The 15948-nt window shown below is 71.0% G+C and carries 13 protein-coding genes and 2 tRNA genes; 11 read left to right on the top strand and 4 right to left on the bottom strand.

Annotation, left to right across the window (positions count from 1 at the left end):
- Positions 1-12: 12 nt before the first annotated feature.
- The 4 genes from ABEB03_RS05380 (at position 13) to ABEB03_RS05395 (ending at position 3184) form a co-directional block, all read left to right on the top strand.
- Complete coding sequence (locus ABEB03_RS05380; RefSeq protein ID WP_345641936.1) at positions 13-1749, top strand: LCP family protein; 1737 nt, start codon at positions 13-15, stop codon at positions 1747-1749.
- A 153-nt stretch (positions 1750-1902) separates the two neighbouring features.
- The gene (rsfS, locus tag ABEB03_RS05385) at positions 1903-2346 is read left to right on the top strand and encodes a ribosome silencing factor (protein WP_028802570.1); all 444 of its coding nucleotides are present in this window, start codon (positions 1903-1905) and stop codon (positions 2344-2346) included.
- On the top strand, positions 2343-3005 hold the full coding sequence (locus tag ABEB03_RS05390) for a histidine phosphatase family protein (protein WP_345641941.1): 663 nt from the start codon (positions 2343-2345) through the stop codon (positions 3003-3005). Before rsfS ends, ABEB03_RS05390 begins: the two co-directional genes overlap by 4 nt.
- A 106-nt stretch (positions 3006-3111) precedes the next feature.
- A tRNA-Ala gene (locus ABEB03_RS05395) sits at positions 3112-3184 on the top strand.
- 55 nt (positions 3185-3239) lie between these two features.
- Here the strand turns inward: ABEB03_RS05395 and ABEB03_RS05400 are convergent.
- On the bottom strand, positions 3240-4115 hold the full coding sequence (locus tag ABEB03_RS05400; RefSeq protein ID WP_345641944.1) for a helix-turn-helix transcriptional regulator: 876 nt from the start codon (positions 4113-4115) through the stop codon (positions 3240-3242).
- A gap of 223 nt (positions 4116-4338) precedes the next feature.
- On the opposite strand from ABEB03_RS05400, the gene ABEB03_RS05405 reads away from it, so the two are divergent.
- The 3 genes from ABEB03_RS05405 to ABEB03_RS05415 all read left to right on the top strand — a co-directional run bounded on the left by ABEB03_RS05405 (position 4339) and on the right by ABEB03_RS05415 (position 6183).
- Complete coding sequence (locus tag ABEB03_RS05405) at positions 4339-5703, top strand: MFS transporter (RefSeq protein ID WP_345641947.1); 1365 nt, start codon at positions 4339-4341, stop codon at positions 5701-5703.
- Between the two features lie 69 nt (positions 5704-5772).
- A complete protein-coding gene (locus ABEB03_RS05410) occupies positions 5773-5946 on the top strand; it encodes a hypothetical protein (protein ID WP_199791446.1) in 174 nt (57 codons plus the stop codon).
- A 3-nt stretch (positions 5947-5949) separates the two neighbouring features.
- On the top strand, positions 5950-6183 hold the full coding sequence (locus ABEB03_RS05415; RefSeq protein WP_010986886.1) for a hypothetical protein: 234 nt from the start codon (positions 5950-5952) through the stop codon (positions 6181-6183).
- On the opposite strand, the gene ABEB03_RS05420 is transcribed toward ABEB03_RS05415, so the two are convergent.
- The gene (locus ABEB03_RS05420; RefSeq protein ID WP_345641953.1) at positions 6152-7336 is read right to left on the bottom strand and encodes a glycosyltransferase 87 family protein; all 1185 of its coding nucleotides are present in this window, start codon (positions 7334-7336) and stop codon (positions 6152-6154) included. The genes ABEB03_RS05415 and ABEB03_RS05420 overlap by 32 nt on opposite strands.
- Before the next feature lie 138 nt (positions 7337-7474).
- Between ABEB03_RS05420 and ABEB03_RS05425 the strand changes: the two genes are divergently transcribed.
- Positions 7475-7547, top strand: a tRNA-Ala gene (locus ABEB03_RS05425).
- A gap of 48 nt (positions 7548-7595) precedes the next feature.
- Here ABEB03_RS05425 and ABEB03_RS05430 read toward each other — a convergent pair.
- Both ABEB03_RS05430 and ABEB03_RS05435 read right to left on the bottom strand, forming a co-directional pair.
- The gene (locus tag ABEB03_RS05430; protein ID WP_345641956.1) at positions 7596-9215 is read right to left on the bottom strand and encodes an NADH-ubiquinone oxidoreductase-F iron-sulfur binding region domain-containing protein; all 1620 of its coding nucleotides are present in this window, start codon (positions 9213-9215) and stop codon (positions 7596-7598) included.
- Positions 9212-10525, bottom strand: coding sequence for a cytochrome b/b6 domain-containing protein (locus ABEB03_RS05435; protein WP_345641959.1), 1314 nt, complete (start codon positions 10523-10525; stop codon positions 9212-9214). Before ABEB03_RS05435 ends, ABEB03_RS05430 begins: the two co-directional genes overlap by 4 nt.
- Positions 10526-10933: 408 nt before the next feature.
- On the opposite strand from ABEB03_RS05435, the gene leuS reads away from it, so the two are divergent.
- The 3 genes from leuS (at position 10934) to ABEB03_RS05450 (ending at position 15614) form a co-directional block, all read left to right on the top strand.
- Positions 10934-13816, top strand: coding sequence for a leucine--tRNA ligase (gene leuS / locus ABEB03_RS05440; RefSeq protein WP_345641962.1), 2883 nt, complete (start codon positions 10934-10936; stop codon positions 13814-13816).
- 154 nt (positions 13817-13970) lie between these two features.
- Positions 13971-14696 carry a hypothetical protein gene (locus tag ABEB03_RS05445; RefSeq protein WP_425589184.1) on the top strand — a complete coding sequence of 242 codons (726 nt, stop codon included), beginning with the start codon at positions 13971-13973 and terminating at the stop codon, positions 14694-14696.
- 72 nt (positions 14697-14768) lie between these two features.
- Complete coding sequence (locus ABEB03_RS05450; RefSeq protein ID WP_345641972.1) at positions 14769-15614, top strand: DegV family protein; 846 nt, start codon at positions 14769-14771, stop codon at positions 15612-15614.
- Positions 15615-15948 lie beyond the last annotated feature (334 nt).

The following is a 15948-nucleotide window of genomic DNA, read 5'->3' on the forward strand; positions in this document are numbered from 1 at the left end:
AGAGGGGCACCGGTGAACGACCGATACGACGGATACGCGGGCGGCGACCAGTACGAGCTCGTCGGCTACGACGAGTTCGGGCAGCCTGTGTACCGACAGGTGTCGCAGCAGCCCCAGCAGCAGGGCTACGACCCCTACGGCTCCCAGCCCCAGGGCTACGGCTACGACCCGTACGCCTCGGGCCGCCCGCAGCCCGGCTCTCCCTACGGCACCGACGGACAGCAGCCGGCGTCGTACGACACCGGGCAGCAGCAGGCCGTGCCGCCCTACGACGCGGCCCGACAGCCGTCCGCGCCCCCGTACGACCCTTACGGCACCGGTGGCCCCGCCGCGGGCGCTCCGGGCCCGTACGACCCCTACGGGCAGGCCGCGGGCCCGGGCACCGGGCAGCAGCCGCGCGTGGCCGAGCAGACCGCCTACATCCCGCAGCAGGCGGGGCCCGCGGAGGACGAGGAATCCCGGGCGGGCCGCGACTACCGCACCGAGCAGTTCGCGTTCGTCGAGGAGCAGGCGGACGACTCCGAGGACGTCATCGACTGGCTGGCGTTCACCGAGAACCGCACCGAGCGCCGCGAGGAGGCCAAGCGCCGCGCCCGCAGCCGCGTCGTCGCCCTGGTCGTGGTGCTCGCCCTCGTCGCGGTCGGCGGCGTCGGCTACCTCTGGTACGCGGGCAAGCTGCCCGGCACCTCCTCGGACGGCAAGCCGGGTGCGACGACCGCCGTGGGCGCCCAGAACCGCGACGTGATCGTCGTCCACCTGCACAACACGAAGGGCGGCGGCACCTCCACGGCCCTGCTCGTCGACAACACCACCACCAAGCAGGGCACCACCGTCCTGCTGCCCAATTCGCTCGCCATGACGGACGACAACGGCTCGACGACCACGCTGGCCAAGTCCGTCGACGACGACGGAACCTCCGGCACCCGGGACGCGATCGACACGGTGCTCGGGACCGACATCCAGGGCACCTGGCGCCTCGACACCCCGTACCTGAACAACCTCGTCGAACTCGTCGGCAACATCGACATCACCACCAACACCGACGTGCCCGACCCCGACGCGAAGAAGAAGGGGCAGGCGCCCCTCGTCAAGAAGGGCGAGGACCAGACCCTCAGCGGCAGGATGGCCGTCGCCTACGCCACCTACCGGGCCTCCGGCGAGGCCCAGAACGCGCAGCTGGAGCGGTTCGGAGCGGTCATGCAGGGCGTGCTGCGCAAACTGTCCTCGGACAAGCAGGCCGCGACCACCACCGTGCAGACGCTCGCCCAGATCCTCGATCCGCCGCTGACCGACGCGGACCTCGGCGCCTTCCTCGCGAAGCTCGCCGACCTCGCCAAGGGCGGCGACTACAAGACCGCGCTGCTGCCCGTGCAGCAGGACGGCACGCTCAGCGAGAGCGCCAGCAACAGCGTGATCAAGGACGTGCTCGGCGGCACCGCCAAGAGCCCCGACGCCGACGCGGCCGTCCGGGTCGGGATCAAGAACGCCACGGGTACCAAGGGCGCCACCGAGCAGGCCCGCGTCGTCCTGGTCAACGGCGGCTACACCTTCCTCGACTCGGGAACGGGTGCCGTGCAGACCGTGTCGCGGATCACCTACTCCGACGCGGCCAAGAAGGCCGACGCCACCGAGGTCGCCAAGACACTGGGGCTGCCCGCCGGCTCCGTGAAGAAGGGCACGGTGACGTCCAACGCGGACGTGTCCGTGGTCCTCGGCCAGGACTACAAGCTGAGCAGCCCCACGGGCTGACCGGCTTCTCCCGGGGCGGCCGACGGCCCGCCCCGGGAGGTCCGGGGGCCGCCCGCCGGGCGCCCCGGACCGGGGCCCGGGAAACGCGTGGGGCCTCCTCGGCGGTCCGTGAGACCCTTGAGTCATTACTGACCGCCTACGGAAAGCCGCGTAGTGACCGCCACGGACCGCTCCATCGAGCTCATCAACACCGCCGCACAGGCGGCCGCCGACAAGCTCGCGCACGACATCATCGCCTACGACGTGAGCGACGTACTGTCGATCACCGACGCCTTCCTGCTGGCGTCCGCTCCCAACGACCGCCAGGTCAAGTCGATCGTCGACGAGATCGAGGAGCGGCTCAGCAAGGAGCTCGGCGCCAAGCCGGTGCGCCGCGAGGGCGACCGCGAGGCCCGCTGGGTGCTGCTCGACTACGTGGACATCGTGGTGCACGTGCAGCACAGCGAGGAGCGTGTCTTCTACGCCCTGGAGCGGCTCTGGAAGGACTGCCCGGAGCTCGACCTGCCCGCCGACGCCAAGGCGACCCGGGGCAAGGCCGCCGAGCACGCCAAGCTCCAGGCCGAGGAGGACGCCGCCGAACTGGGAGAGCTCCGGTGAGCGTCGAGGCCGGGAAGAAGCCCGGCCGGGGCCGCCGCATCATCCTGTGGCGGCACGGCCAGACCTCCTGGAACCTGGAGCGCCGCTTCCAGGGCTCGACGGACATCGAGCTGACCGAGACCGGCGTCGGCCAGGCCCGTCGCGCCGCCCGGCTGCTCGCCTCGCTGGAGCCGGACGCCATCGTCGCCTCGGACCTCAAGCGCGCCGCGGCGACGGCCGCGGAGCTGTCCGAGCTCACCGACCTCGACGTCGCCCACGACGAGGGCCTGCGCGAGACGTACGCGGGCGTCTGGCAGGGGCTGACGCACGAGGAGATCATCGGCCGGTACGGCGACGAGTACGCCGCCTGGAAGCGCGGTGAGGCGGTGCGCCGCGGCGGGGGCGAACTGGAGACCGAGGTCGCCGACCGCGCCGCCCCCGTGGTGCTGCGGCACGCCGACAAACTCCCCGAGGACGGCACCCTCGTGGTGGTCAGCCACGGCGGCACCATCCGCACCACCATCGGCCGTCTCCTCGGCCTGGAGTCCCGTCACTGGGAGAGCCTCGGCGGCCTCTCCAACTGCTGCTGGTCCGTCCTCGGGGAGGGCGCCCGCGGCTGGCGGCTCCTGGAGCACAACGCCGGCACCCTGCCGGAACCCGTGCTCGGGGACGACGACTGAGCGGCCCGCTGTCCGGTCCCGGGGCCCGTCGGGACCGGATTTCACTTTCTGGCTGGTCGCAGGCTAAGGTTCTTCTTGTTCGGCCCGCTGAGCGGGAAGAACGCACGGGGCTATAGCTCAGTTGGTAGAGCGCCTGCATGGCATGCAGGAGGTCAGGAGTTCAATTCTCCTTAGCTCCACACAATGACTCTCTTTGGAGTTGTCAAAGATCGGTGATGAAGGATCCCGTTCCCGTCAGGGAGCGGGATTTTTCGTTGTCGTCCCCGTGGTCTCCTGCGTCATCAGCGCCCGCAGCCGCGCCACGCGCAGGCTCGTCTCCTCGTCCACCGGCTGGTAGACCACGATCCGGCACTCCGGCAGACCGTGGATGGACAGGGAGACCGAGGTCATCCGCATCGTACCGACCGCCGCGTGCCGGAAGGTCTTCACCCGCGGGCCGGGCGGCACCACGTCGCCGTTGCGCCACAGCCGGGCGAAGTGCGGACTCGCCTCCGACAAGCGGCATATGAAGTCCTCCCAAGCCGGCTCGCCGGCATGCAGCCCGTAGGACGAACGCAGCGTCGCCACCATCACCGGGAGCTCGGACTCCCGGAACACCAGGGGACAGGCCGGCTCGGGCACGGTGAACAGCGTCCACAGCGCGTTGCCCATGCCCGAGTTGGCGGTCTGGGGCGTGAAGAACACGTCGCGGTAGGCGCGGTTGGTGGCGAGGATGTCGAAGCGCGCGTTGTAGACCACGGCAGGGTGCGGGTCGACGGCGTCGATGACGCCCTGGATCTCCGGTCCGACGGCTCGTGCGGCGGCCGGGGGATCCTGCTCGTACGGGACCTCGGCCAGGTGGTACAGGTGCTCGCGCTCGGGCTGGTCCAGGCGCAGTGTCCGGGCGACCGCGTCCAGGACCTGTGGGGAGGCGTTGATCGGCCGCCCCTGTTCGAGCCAGGTGTACCAGGTGACACCGACGCCGGAGAGCTGGGCCACCTCCTCGCGGCGCAGCCCCGGCGTGCGCCGCCGGAAGCCCGGCGGCATCCCGACGTCCGCGGGTGTCACCCGCGCCCGCCTGCTGCGCAGAAAGGCGGCCAGCTCCGGCCTGCGGCGTTGTGTCGTGCTCATCGGCTCCACATCCCCCGTCACCATGGTCCGTGCCGGACCCGACCGCTGCCAGGTGCTGTCACTACCAGCATCGAGGGGCTCTCGTTACCGGTATCCGGCCGCCGCCACGCTCGACGGCATGACGACGACAACCCCCGCGGGCACAGGGCCCGCACGCGGTCCAAGTCCTGCTGACAGTAAAAACCCTGGCACTGACAATCGGCCGGGACGACTGCTCGCGGTCGTGCTCGCGGCCCAGTTCATGGCACTGCTCGACGTGTTCATCGTGAACGTCGCGGTGCCCACCATCGGCTCCGAACTCCACGCGTCCGGCGCGGGGCTGCAGATGGTGGTCGCCGGATACTCCATCTCCTACGCCGTGCTGCTGATCACCGGAGCCCGGCTGGGCGACCGGCTCGGCCACCGCCGTGTCCACCTGGTCGGACTCGCCGGCTTCACCGCCGCCTCACTGGCCTGCGGACTGGCCCAGGGAACGGGGGAGTTGATCGCCTTCCGGCTGGTGCAGGGCGCCGGCTCGGCGGTGATGATCCCGCAGGTCCTCAGTCTGATCCAGCGCAACTTCACCGGCGAGGCACGGGCGCGCGCCCTCGGCGCGTACGCGGCCGTCCTGGCCACCGGCGCCGCCGCCGGACAGGTTCTGGGCGGCGTACTCGTCAGCGCCGATCTCTTCGGCACGGGCTGGCGGCCGGTGTTCCTCGTCAACGTGCCCGTCGGTCTCGTCCTCCTGGCCGTCGGCCGACGGGTTCTGCCGCGGGACGACGCCCGGGCCCTGGAACGCTCGCGCGGCCTCGACGTGCCGGGGCTCGTGCTGCTCGCCGCCGCCGTCTCCCTGTTCACCGTGCCGCTCGTGCTCGGGCAGGAGGAGGACTGGCCGCTGTGGTCGTGGTTCTCGCTCGGGTCGGCCGCGGTGTTCTTCGCCCTGTTCTGCCGGTACGAGTCCCGGCTGGCCCGGCGCGGCGGAGCTCCGCTGATCGCGCCGCGGGTGCTGCGTCATCCCGGCATCGGTCTCGCGGTCTTCCGGCTGCTGGCCGTGATGGCGGTCAACGCGGGCTTCCTGTTCTCGCTCACCCTGCACATCCAGGGCGGGCTCGGCTACAGCGCCCTGCGGGCGGGTCTCACCTTCGCGCCGACCGCGGTGATCTTCGGCCTGGTCGGCCTGACCTGGCGCAACTGGCCCGCCTCCTGGCAGCGTGCCCTGATACCGGCCGGCTTCGTGCTCACCGCGGGCTCCGTGGCCGGCGTAGGAGCCGTCCTCCACGGCGGGGGCGACGGCGGAGCGTGGCTGTACGTGGCGTTCGCGGGTGTCGGGGCCGGGCTCGCGCTCGGGTTCAGCCCCACGCTCACCAGGGCGCTGGCGACGGTGCGGCCCGAGGACGCGGCGGACGCCAGCGGACTGCTCGCGACCGTCACCCAGCTCGGTCAGCTGATCGGTGTGGCGGCCTTCGGAACTCTGTTCTTGAACCGGCTTGAGTCACTTGGGGCTCCGGGGGCGTATACCTCTGCGGACGCGCTCCTCACATGCATGTACGCGCTGGCCGCGACGGCCTTGGTGGGTGCCGTGTCCGGACTGGTACGAAGGCGTCGCTGACCGTATTGCTCCGGCCGTGGCAGAATCAAACGGCCGGAAGGGGGCGCGGCCCGACGGGAGGGAGTAGCGATGCCTGCGAGCATCCGCGAGGAGGTCGACGATCTCCTCGAAGTGGCACCGAGACGGAAAAAAGCCACTCTCCTCGACTGCCCTTCCTGCGGATCGGTCCACGTCGCCCAGGTCCTCGGCGACAACGGCGGGATCTCCTACGTGTGCACGGCCTGCGGCCACAGCTGGAGCTGATCGATGGGTGCACACAGGCGGAAGTGCGATTGGTGCGGCAGTGGTACGCCGATCGTCCGCGACATGGAGCCGGTCAACCACGACTACCAGTACTGGTGCGAGGAGTGCGCGCGGGCGCTGATCATAAAAGGCGACCCGATCGAGACGTACCGCGAGCTGGAGGGCGAGCCGATCTACGGACGGCTCCTCGACGAGCACTGCACCCTCAAGCGGTTCTACTCGTTCGCCACAGCCTGACCCCGACCAGGGTCAGGAAGGCGCACCCGGCTCCCACGTAGAGGGACGACAGCGTCAACTCGACGCCGTTCTGGTGCAGTTCCAGCCTGCCCGGACCATGTGGCACCCACCACAGGGAGTAGGTGCAGAAGGCCAGAGCCGCGCAGACGGCCGCCGTGCGGCTCTTCGTGGCGAGGAGCAGCACCATAGGCACGCACCACACCCAGTGGTGCGACCACGACACGGGACTGATCAGCAGGGCCGTCACCGCGCAGGCGACCGTCGCCCAGGCCCGCAGCCCGCGCAGCTCGGCGGCGACGGCCACGGCGAGGCCCAGAACGCCCGTCAGGGCCGCGGAGACGGCCCACAGGGCCCCGGGCTCGGTGGTGCGCAGCAACCGGGCCAGCAGGCCGCGCAGCGACTGGTTGGCGGTGTCCTCGACGAGCCCGACCCGGCCGGCCTCGAAGACCATGCGGGTCCAGAACCGCGAGGAGTCGTGCGGCAGCAGGGCCGCCGCCAGCAGTGTCGCCCCGGCGAACGCGACGGCGGCCCCGCGCGCGTGGCGCAGCCAAGGCCCCGCCGTGCCCTTGCCGGAGCGCTCCACGACACCGGTGACCAGCAGGAACACCGCGAACAGCGCGGGCGTCAGCTTGATCGCCGCGGCGATCCCGATGCCCACCCCGGCCCAGCGGTGCCCCGGTCGCCGTGACAGATCCCACAGCACCAGTACCGCCAGCAGCAGATTGATCTGGCCGTACCGCAGCGTCGTCCACACCGGCTCGCACCACACGGCCGCCGCCGCCACCCACCAGGCGCCCTCCACGCGCGCGTGGCCCACGAGTCGCAGCGAGAGTGCGACGAACGCCACAAGGAGGGCCAGGTTTCCGGCGGTGGCCACCGCGCGCATGCTCGTCGTGTCCAGCAGCGTCAGCGGCGTGAACAGCAGCGCCGCGAAGGGCGGGTAGGTGGTGGGCAGATGGGCCTCGGTCGTGCGCAGCGCGTAGAGGTCGCCGCCCGCACGGACGGTCTCTCCCTCCGCCCGGTAGACCATCAGATCGATCATCGACACGTGCGCGGCCCGCTGCGCCCACCAGAAGGCCGCGAACGACAGCATGCACACCCCCACGGCGACGGGTGTACGGCGTCTGACACGGGGGAGCGCGATCACGGTCACGAAGGCCGACACTAGCCCCCGAATCCGTACAGAAGGGAAACGATTTGGTGATGCACCCAGGTGACCGTGTAATGTTGGCGTCGCCGCCGGGGGAACCGGGCGACACGGTCGACATGCGGCTCCGCCGCAAGACCGCGAGGGGCTATAGCTCAGTTGGTAGAGCGCCTGCATGGCATGCAGGAGGTCAGGAGTTCAATTCTCCTTAGCTCCACAGACGTTGATGGCGGGCCACCCGATCGGGTGGCCCGCTTCTTCGTGTTCAGCGACCGCTGCCGAGTGCCCGCCGGCCGCGTCCCTGGGAGAGCACCGGCAGGTTGTTCCGCGCGGGGGCCGAGGACCGGGTGTCCTCCTCGATGCGCAGGGCGAGCGCCGGGCAGCGCCGCACGGCGCGCAGTGCCTTCGCCTCCGCGTAGCGGGGCACGGAGGCCTGGGCGACGGTGGGGAAGCCGTCGGCGCCCAGCTCGAAGACCTCCGGAAGGATGTCGGCGCACAGGCCGTGACCGCGGCACAGCGTCCAGTCCACGAAGATCTTCTGCCGGCTCGGGCCGGTCTCCTCCTGGGCCTGGCCGCCCGGAATGCCCGTGGGCTGCCTGCCGCCCTCGAACAGCGGCAGAACGCCCTCCACGGGCCTTCCGCAGCCGTTTCCGAGGACGTGCGCGGCGAGGTCGTCGGTGAACGCCTTGATGGTCGACTCGATGAACATCGCCGAGCCGTCCGGGTGGGAGCAGGCACCGCGCCGCTTCACGGCCTTGGCGACCTGCTTGACGGCCTCCAGGGCCGCCGGGCCACCGCCGTTGAGGATGTCCTCCAGGCCGCGCGCCGCGGCGGGCAGGCCGAGGTAGCAGGGGCCGCACTGACCCGCGCTCTCCTCGGCCAGCCACTGCGCCACGCGCAGCGACTCGCCCAGGGGGCACGTCTGCTGGGTGATCGGGAGGATCGCGCCCGCGCCGAGCGCGCCGCCCACCGCGTCCAGCGAGTTGCGCGAGACGATCGCCTCGTTGAGCGTCGCCGCGTCCAGCCACTTGCCGTGGTAGCCGCCGGTCAGTACGCCCTGCGGCATCGGCGGGGCGCCGGCGAGCTGCAGCACGTACCGCAGCGGCACGCCGGTCGGCACCTCGATCACCATGGGGCGGGCGACCGCCCCGGAGACGGTGAGCAGGACGGTGCCGGGCTCGTCGTACAGACCGGTGTTGCGGTAGCGGTCCGGCCCGATGCGCGCGGCGATCGCCAGCTGGGCGAAGGTCTCGGCATTGGACAGCAGCGTCGGCGCCCCGCCGACGCCGCTCTGCGACGCACTGATCTTGCGGCCGGGCGGGATGGCCGGGCCGCCGTCGATGGAGCGGACCAGTGAGGCGGCAGCGCCGGTCACCATCCGCACCGGGTTGCGCTGCACGCGCGCGCGGAGGGCGGATCCGCGCCGGTTGCTCAAGCCGCGCTCGGCGAGCGCGGCTTCCATCGAGGCCTGCGTGGACGCACGCGTCACCCCGATGACCAGGGTGCGCGCACCCATGGCCTCCGCCGCCAGCAGGGCGCCGTCCAGGATGAGGTGCGGGGCACGGTTGATGAGCACCGTGTCCTTGCGGCAGGCCGGTTCGTCCTCACTTCCGTTCACGACCACCACGGGGCGGATGCCCTTCTGGATGGCCGATTCGGCTACCGAGCGCAGTTTCTTGGCGAAGGGGAAACCCGCGCCGCCGCGCCCCTTCAGAGAGATGGCCTCGGCGAGGCCCGCGAGTTGTTCGCCACCCATCGGTTCGAGCGGCCCGTGCACCTTGAGGTGCATGGGCAGATCGAGTCGTTCAACCAGGTCGAAGCCCGACGTGAGCTGCGGAAGTCCGACTACACGGACTTCCGGGACGTCGGGCAGGGCCTCGTTCACCTAAAGCCTCCGCTGGGGGCGTTCCATGATTCACCAGGGCCAGGAGCGTCGTAGGCGCCCGGCAGTACTTCAGTCGTGGGACCGCTGTCGTACGTGTCGTTGGTGTTGTACGTGCCGTAGGAGGGGTTCGTCTCACCGGTGTCGTACAAGTCACTTGTTCCGTAGGCGCCGGCGGCCGAATTGTCGTAGACGGGGACGTTGTATCCCGTGTCGTTCAGCGGGTCGTAGGCCGACTGGGGCGCCTCGCCGACGGGGGGCGGCGAGGGGATGGGCCAGCTGCCCGACGTGCTGCTGCCGTCGACGCGCGGGAACGTCTCCGTGGGCTGCATCTCCAGGGGCATCTGGTAGCGCTCGGTCTGGCCCTGCCCGGCGCCGTCCGCGCCCGGTGCCCCGCCCGACACGGCGCGGTAGGCGGCCGCGAAGCCGGACATGCCGGTGCCGGTGGCGGCGGTGTCCTGGGCCACGTCGTACAGGCCCGACGCGGACGGGGTGCGCTGCGGCGGCACGAACGTGTCCTGGGCGGACCGCCTCGCGGAGCGTCCTTCGAAGCCGGGGCGCGCGGACTGCGCCGCGGTGCCGCGGGAGGCTTCCAGGTCCTCCCGCGCACGGGCGCCGAGGCCGTTGTTCTCCCCGAGGGCCGACAGGATGCGGTCGGCGACCTTGCGCTTGAACGGGGCGGACGCCGAGCGCAGCGCCAGGGCGCCCATCACGGCGACCAGGCAGAGGCTGTAGGACACGGTGACGTACGGCTTGGCGGCGCGACCCGCGTAGAGGCCGTGCACCAGGGCCGAGCACCAGGCCGGGTAGGCCAGCATGTGCACGGCCCGCCAGCGTGCCGCGACCGGCGCGGGGGACGCGAAGGCGCTGCGCAGCGCGCCGGTGATGGCCGTGAAGATCATCAACAGGCCGGCCAGCGAGCCCAGGCCGATCAGCCCGTTGCTGCCCGTGACGCCGAGCCCGAAGGGGACCAGCGCGGCGATCAGGGTGGTGTGGTCGAGTGCCAGCTTGACCGTGATGTGCAGCAGCAGGAAGGCGACCGAGGAGACGGCGGTCGTCCGGTGCACGGCCTGTGCGACGAGCCGCTGGCGCGTGTTCAGGAAGAGCCGGTCGGTGGCGAGGAGTCCCCAGATGACCGAGCAGGTGAGGGCGACCAGCGAGAGCACGCCGGCGCCGAAGTTGAGGAAGTCGCGCAGGCCGTCACCTCCGACCAGCACGACCAGGGGGATGAGCAACAGAGCGGCAGCCGTCATCGCCCCGTAGGCCGAGCGGCCCGGCCGGGGTATCGAGCTGTTGTTGCGACGAGGGTTCATGGGGGTTACTCCCAACGGTTCGGGGAAGCGGTCCCGAAGCGGCACTCTAAGTGGAGCCATACCGAGGAGTACGAGGTTTGAGTTATTGCGTTGTTACCAAAGGGCAATCGGGTCTTTGTGTTGTCCCTTAGGGGCTGTTACGCGAAGTAATATTTGAATATCGTTCAGCTTTTTTCGGTGATCGGGACGGTGGCACGGCGTGCCGGGCGGCCCGGAACCTCGTCGCGACGTCCGCGGCGGCTGCGGTACCCTGACGCCATGCGTGCCGTACGCCTTCTGCTTAGCGAGCCGCGCTGATCAGTCCTGACCACTGAAGAGATCGTGGTCGGAATCGGCGCGGCGTCCCCTCCTGTGCGAGGGGCTTTTTCATTTCCGCTGGCAGAGACGATCGATGGAGCTTTGAGGATCATGAGCGAGACGACTACCGCTGCCACCGCCGAGGTGGCCGCGCCGCACCGCTACACGGCCGGGCTGGCCGCTGAGATCGAGGCACGCTGGCAGGACTTCTGGGACGCCGACGGCACGTACGAGGCGCCCAACCCGAGCGGTGACCTGGCCGGGGACCCCGAGCTGGTCGCCAAGCCCAAGAAGTTCATCATGGACATGTTCCCGTACCCCTCCGGTGCGGGCCTGCACGTGGGCCACCCCCTGGGCTACATCGCCACCGATGTATTCGCCCGGTTCCAGCGGATGACCGGCCACAACGTCCTGCACACGCTGGGCTTCGACGCCTTCGGCCTGCCCGCCGAGCAGTACGCCGTGCAGACGGGCACGCACCCGCGGGTCTCCACCGAGGCCAACATCGAGAACATGAAGGCCCAGCTGCGCGGCCTGGGCCTGGGCCACGACAAGCGCCGGTCGTTCGCCACGATCGACCCGGACTACTACAAGTGGACCCAGTGGATCTTCCTGCAGATCTTCAACTCCTGGTACGACGAGGAGGCCGCCAAGGCCCGTCCCATCGGCGAGCTGGTCGCCCAGTTCGAGAGCGGTGACCGTGCCGTCCAGGGCGCCGACGGCACCACGCGCGCGTGGAACGAACTGACCGCCTCCGAGCGCGCGGACGTCCTGAGCGAGTACCGCCTGGCGTACGCCTCCGACGCGCCGGTCAACTGGTGCCCCGGGCTGGGCACCGTGCTGGCCAACGAGGAGGTCACCGCCGACGGCCGCTCCGAACGCGGCAACTTCCCCGTCTTCAAGGCCAAGCTGCGCCAGTGGAACATGCGCATCACCGCGTACGCCGACCGGCTGCTGGACGACCTGGACGCGCTGGACTGGCCCGAGGCCATCAAGCTGCAGCAGCGCAACTGGATCGGCCGCTCCGAGGGTGCCCGCGTCGACTTCCCGATCGACGGCGAAGCGATCACGGTCTTCACCACCCGCCAGGACACCCTGTTCGGCGCCACCTACATGGTGCTGGCCCCCGAGCACCCGCTGGTCGAGAAGTTCACCCCGGACGCATGGCCCGAGGGCACCCATGAGGTGTGGACGGGCGGGCACGCGACCCCCGCCGAGGCCGTCGCCGCCTACCGCACCCAGGCCGCCTCCAAGTCCGACGTCGAGCGCCAGGCCGAGGCCAAGGACAAGACCGGCGTCTTCACCGGCACGTTCGCCACCAACCCGGTCAACGGCGAGCAGGTCCCGGTCTTCATCGCCGACTACGTGCTGATGGGCTACGGCACCGGCGCGATCATGGCCGTCCCCGCGCACGACACCCGCGACTTCGCGTTCGCCCGCGCCTTCGAGCTGCCCATGCGCTGCGTCGTGGAGCCCTCGGACGACCGCGGCACGGATGCGTCCACCTGGGACGACGCCTTCGCCTCGTACGACGCGAAGATCGTCAACTCCGCAGGCGAGGAGATCTCCCTGGACGGCCTGGGCGTCGTCGACGCCAAGGCCCGCATGACGGAGTGGCTGGAGCGCAAGGGCATCGGCGAGGGCACGGTCAACTTCCGGCTGCGCGACTGGCTGTTCAGCCGCCAGCGCTACTGGGGCGAGCCCTTCCCGATCGTCTACGACGAGGACGGCATCGCCCACTCGCTGCCCGAGTCGATGCTGCCCCTGGAGCTGCCGGAGGTCGAGGACTACTCGCCGCGCACCTTCGACCCGGACGACGCGAACACCTCCCCCGAGACGCCGCTGTCCCGCAACGAGGACTGGGTCAACGTCACGCTGGACCTGGGCGACGGCCCCAAGAAGTACCGCCGCGAGACCAACACCATGCCCAACTGGGCCGGTTCCTGCTGGTACGAGCTGCGCTACCTGGACCCGCACAACGACCAGAAGCTGGTCGACCCGGCCATCGAGCAGTACTGGATGGGCCCGCGCGAGGGCCGGCCGCACGGTGGCGTCGACCTGTACGTCGGCGGCGCCGAGCACGCCGTGCTGCACCTGCTGTACGCGCGCTTCTGGTCCAAGGTGCTGTTCGACCTGGGCCACGTCTCCTCGGCCGAGCCGTTCCACAAGCTGTTCAACCAGGGCATGATCCAGGCCTTCGTGTACCGCGACAGCCGTGGCATCGCGGTGTCGGCCGCCGAGGTGGAGGAGCGCGACGGCGCCTACTACCACCAGGGCGAGAAGGTCTCCCGGCTGCTGGGCAAGATGGGCAAGTCCCTGAAGAACGCCGTCACTCCGGACGAGATCTGCGCCGAGTACGGCGCGGACACTCTGCGTCTGTACGAGATGGCGATGGGCCCCCTGGACGTCTCCCGGCCGTGGGACACGCGCGCGGTGGTGGGCCAGTTCCGCCTGCTGCAGCGACTGTGGCGCAACGTCGTCGACGAAGCGACCGGTGAGGTCACCGTCGTGGACGCCGAACCGGACGAGGAGACGCTGCGCGCCCTGCACAAGGCGATCGACGGTGTCCGCCAGGACCTGGAGGGCATGCGGTTCAACACCGCCATCGCCAAGGTCACCGAGCTGAACAACCACCTGACCAAGGCGGGCGGCCCCGTCGCCCGCTCGGTCGCCGAGCCCCTGGTACTGCTGATCGCGCCGCTGGCCCCGCACATCGCCGAGGAGCTGTGGCGTCGGCTGGGCCGTACCGACTCGGTCGTCCACCACGACTTCCCGGTCGCCGACCCGGCGTACGTCGTCGACGAGACCGTGACCTGCGTCGTGCAGGTCAAGGGCAAGGTCAAGGCGCGCCTGGAGGTCTCCCCGGCCATCTCCGACGAGGAGCTGGAGAAGGTGGCGCTGGCCGACGAGAAGGTCGTGGCGGCGCTGGGTGGCGCGGGCATCCGCAAGGTGATCGTGCGCGCGCCGAAGCTGGTCAACATCGTGACGGCCTAGCCGTCCCGCCCGCCCGGCCGCCGGGCGGGCTCGGGGTAGTCCCCTACGGGCAGGTTCGGGGTTCTCCAGGAACTCCGAACCTGCCCGTGGCGTTTACCGTTGAAGAGCGCGACGACACCTGTCGCGGCAATGGAGGAGGAGCGTGGTGGGAACCTTGATCACAGTAATCGCGCTGCTCTTCCTGCTGTTCGTGGTACTCGGCGCGTACGCCACGGTGAAGGTGATCGGCGCCGCCAAGCGCGGTGTGGACCGCACGATCTCGCAGGCACGCCGCACGGTCGAGGACACCACGCTGCGTGCCAGGACCCTCGCCCAGCCCGGCCCGACGGGCGAGCTCGCCGAGCTCCGCCTCAAGCTGCGCACCTCCATGCGCGCCACGCAGGACGCGCTGCACGCGGGCGTGGCGGACGACGAGTCCCTCAAGGAATCCCTGGGCCTCTTCGAGCGGCTCAGTGCGCACGGGCACGAACTGGACGACGAGCTCAAGCGCCTGGAGAGCGAGCCCGACCGGGCCACGCTCGCCGCCCGGCTGCCCGCCCTGCGCGAGCGCACCGAGCGCATCACCCAGTCCGCGGACTCGCTGCGCTGGGCCGCGCGCGACCGGGCCCGCCGCTTCGCCGACGACGACCTGGACTCGCTCAGCGCGCAGATCGACGTGGAAGCCGGAGCACTGCGGCACTGGACCGAGGAACCGGGACCGGCCGCCGCCGGCTGGCCCGAGGCACCTGCGGCGGACGGGGCCGCGTCCGGCGGGCAGACCTGGCCGGAGAGCCCGGAGTCCCGCCGGGCCGAGGAGCCGACCCGGTCCGCCATCGACCCGCCGGTCCGAGGCCCTGCCTACCCCTGGCAGAAGAAGCCCCGCCCCGAGAGCACGACTTGATCCGGTCGCTGCGACAGGAGCTGGTAGGGGCCGGGCTGCCGCCCGGCCACGCCGACAGGTAACCTCCAGCTCATGTCCCGCCATGTCGCGATCGTCACCGATTCAACGGCCTACCTGCCGCCGCGGACGATGGAGCGCCACGGCATCACAGCGGTGCCCCTGACCGTGGTCCTCGGCGACCAGGCGCTCGAAGAGGGCACCGAGATCTCGGCCCGCGCCCTGGCCCAGGCGCTGCAGAAGCGCCGCTCCGTCACCACGTCCCGGCCCAGCCCCGAGGTCTTCGCCAAGGCCTATCGCAAGGTCGCCGAATCGGGCGCCACCGGCATCGTCTCCCTCCACCTGTCCGCGGAGCTGTCCGGCACGTACGACGCGGCGGTCCTCGCGGCACGGGAGGCTCCGGTGCCCGTGCGTGTGGTGGACACCGGAATGATCGCGATGGCGCTCGGCTTCTGCGCCCTCGCCGCGGCCGAGTCCGCCGAAGCGGGCGGCACGGTCGACGAGGCGGTCACCGCCGCCGAGAAGCGGGCCGCGGGCACCACCGCCTACTTCTACGTCGACACCCTCGACTACCTGCGCCGCGGCGGCCGGATCGGAGCGGCCCAGGCGCTGCTGGGTTCCGCGCTCGCGGTGAAGCCGCTGCTGCGCCTGGACGACGGCCGCATCGAACCTCTGGAGAAGGTGCGGACGGCGTCCAAGGCGATCGCCCGGCTGGAGGAGATCGTGGCCGAGCGCGCGGGCAGCGCCCAGGTCGACATCGCCGTTCATCACCTGGCCGCCCCCGAGAAGGCGTCGGCACTCGCGGACCGCCTGCGCGAGCGGGTCCCGGGGCTTGCGGATCTTCACGTCAGCGAGGTGGGCGCGGTCATCGGGGCGCACACGGGCCCTGGACTGCTCGGGGCGGTCGTCTCGCCTCGGTGAGAGGGGCGACCGGGGGTGGTCGGTGACTGCCGCCGTTACGCGCCGCGACTCGGGTGCGCCGGGCGTGCCGGACGGGCCGGGCGTGCCGGACGCGCCGGGCGTGCCGGACGGGCCGGGCGTGCCGGGCGTGCCGGACGGGCCGGACGGGCTGGACGGGCCGCGTGGTCCGTGCGGCGCGCGTGTGGCGGTGAATACCGTGCGCAGCCCGTCCGGCCCCGCGTGTGGTGGGCGCCGTCCGCACCCCATGCGGCCCGGCGTGTGGAGGTGGGTGCTGTCCACAATCCCTCCGGCCCCGCGCGTTGCGGTGGGCGCCGTCCATAGCCCGTGCGAGTGA

It is taken from the genome of Streptomyces siamensis (assembly GCF_039543605.1).
Classification (GTDB): Bacteria; Actinomycetota; Actinomycetes; order Streptomycetales; family Streptomycetaceae; genus Streptomyces; species Streptomyces siamensis.

Bases quoted from the DNA above. Each gene is read 5' to 3' on its own strand.
- leuS (WP_345641962.1), top strand. From the start codon at position 10,934: ATGAGCGAGACGACTACCGCTGCCACCGCCGAGGTGGCCGCGCCGCAC.
- ABEB03_RS05435 (WP_345641959.1), bottom strand. From the start codon at position 10,525: ATGAACCCTCGTCGCAACAACAGCTCGATACCCCGGCCGGGCCGCTCG.
- ABEB03_RS05415 (WP_010986886.1), top strand. From the start codon at position 5,950: ATGGGTGCACACAGGCGGAAGTGCGATTGGTGCGGCAGTGGTACGCCG.
- ABEB03_RS05450 (WP_345641972.1), top strand. From the start codon at position 14,769: ATGTCCCGCCATGTCGCGATCGTCACCGATTCAACGGCCTACCTGCCG.
- ABEB03_RS05410 (WP_199791446.1), top strand. From the start codon at position 5,773: ATGCCTGCGAGCATCCGCGAGGAGGTCGACGATCTCCTCGAAGTGGCA.
- ABEB03_RS05400 (WP_345641944.1), bottom strand. From the start codon at position 4,115: ATGAGCACGACACAACGCCGCAGGCCGGAGCTGGCCGCCTTTCTGCGC.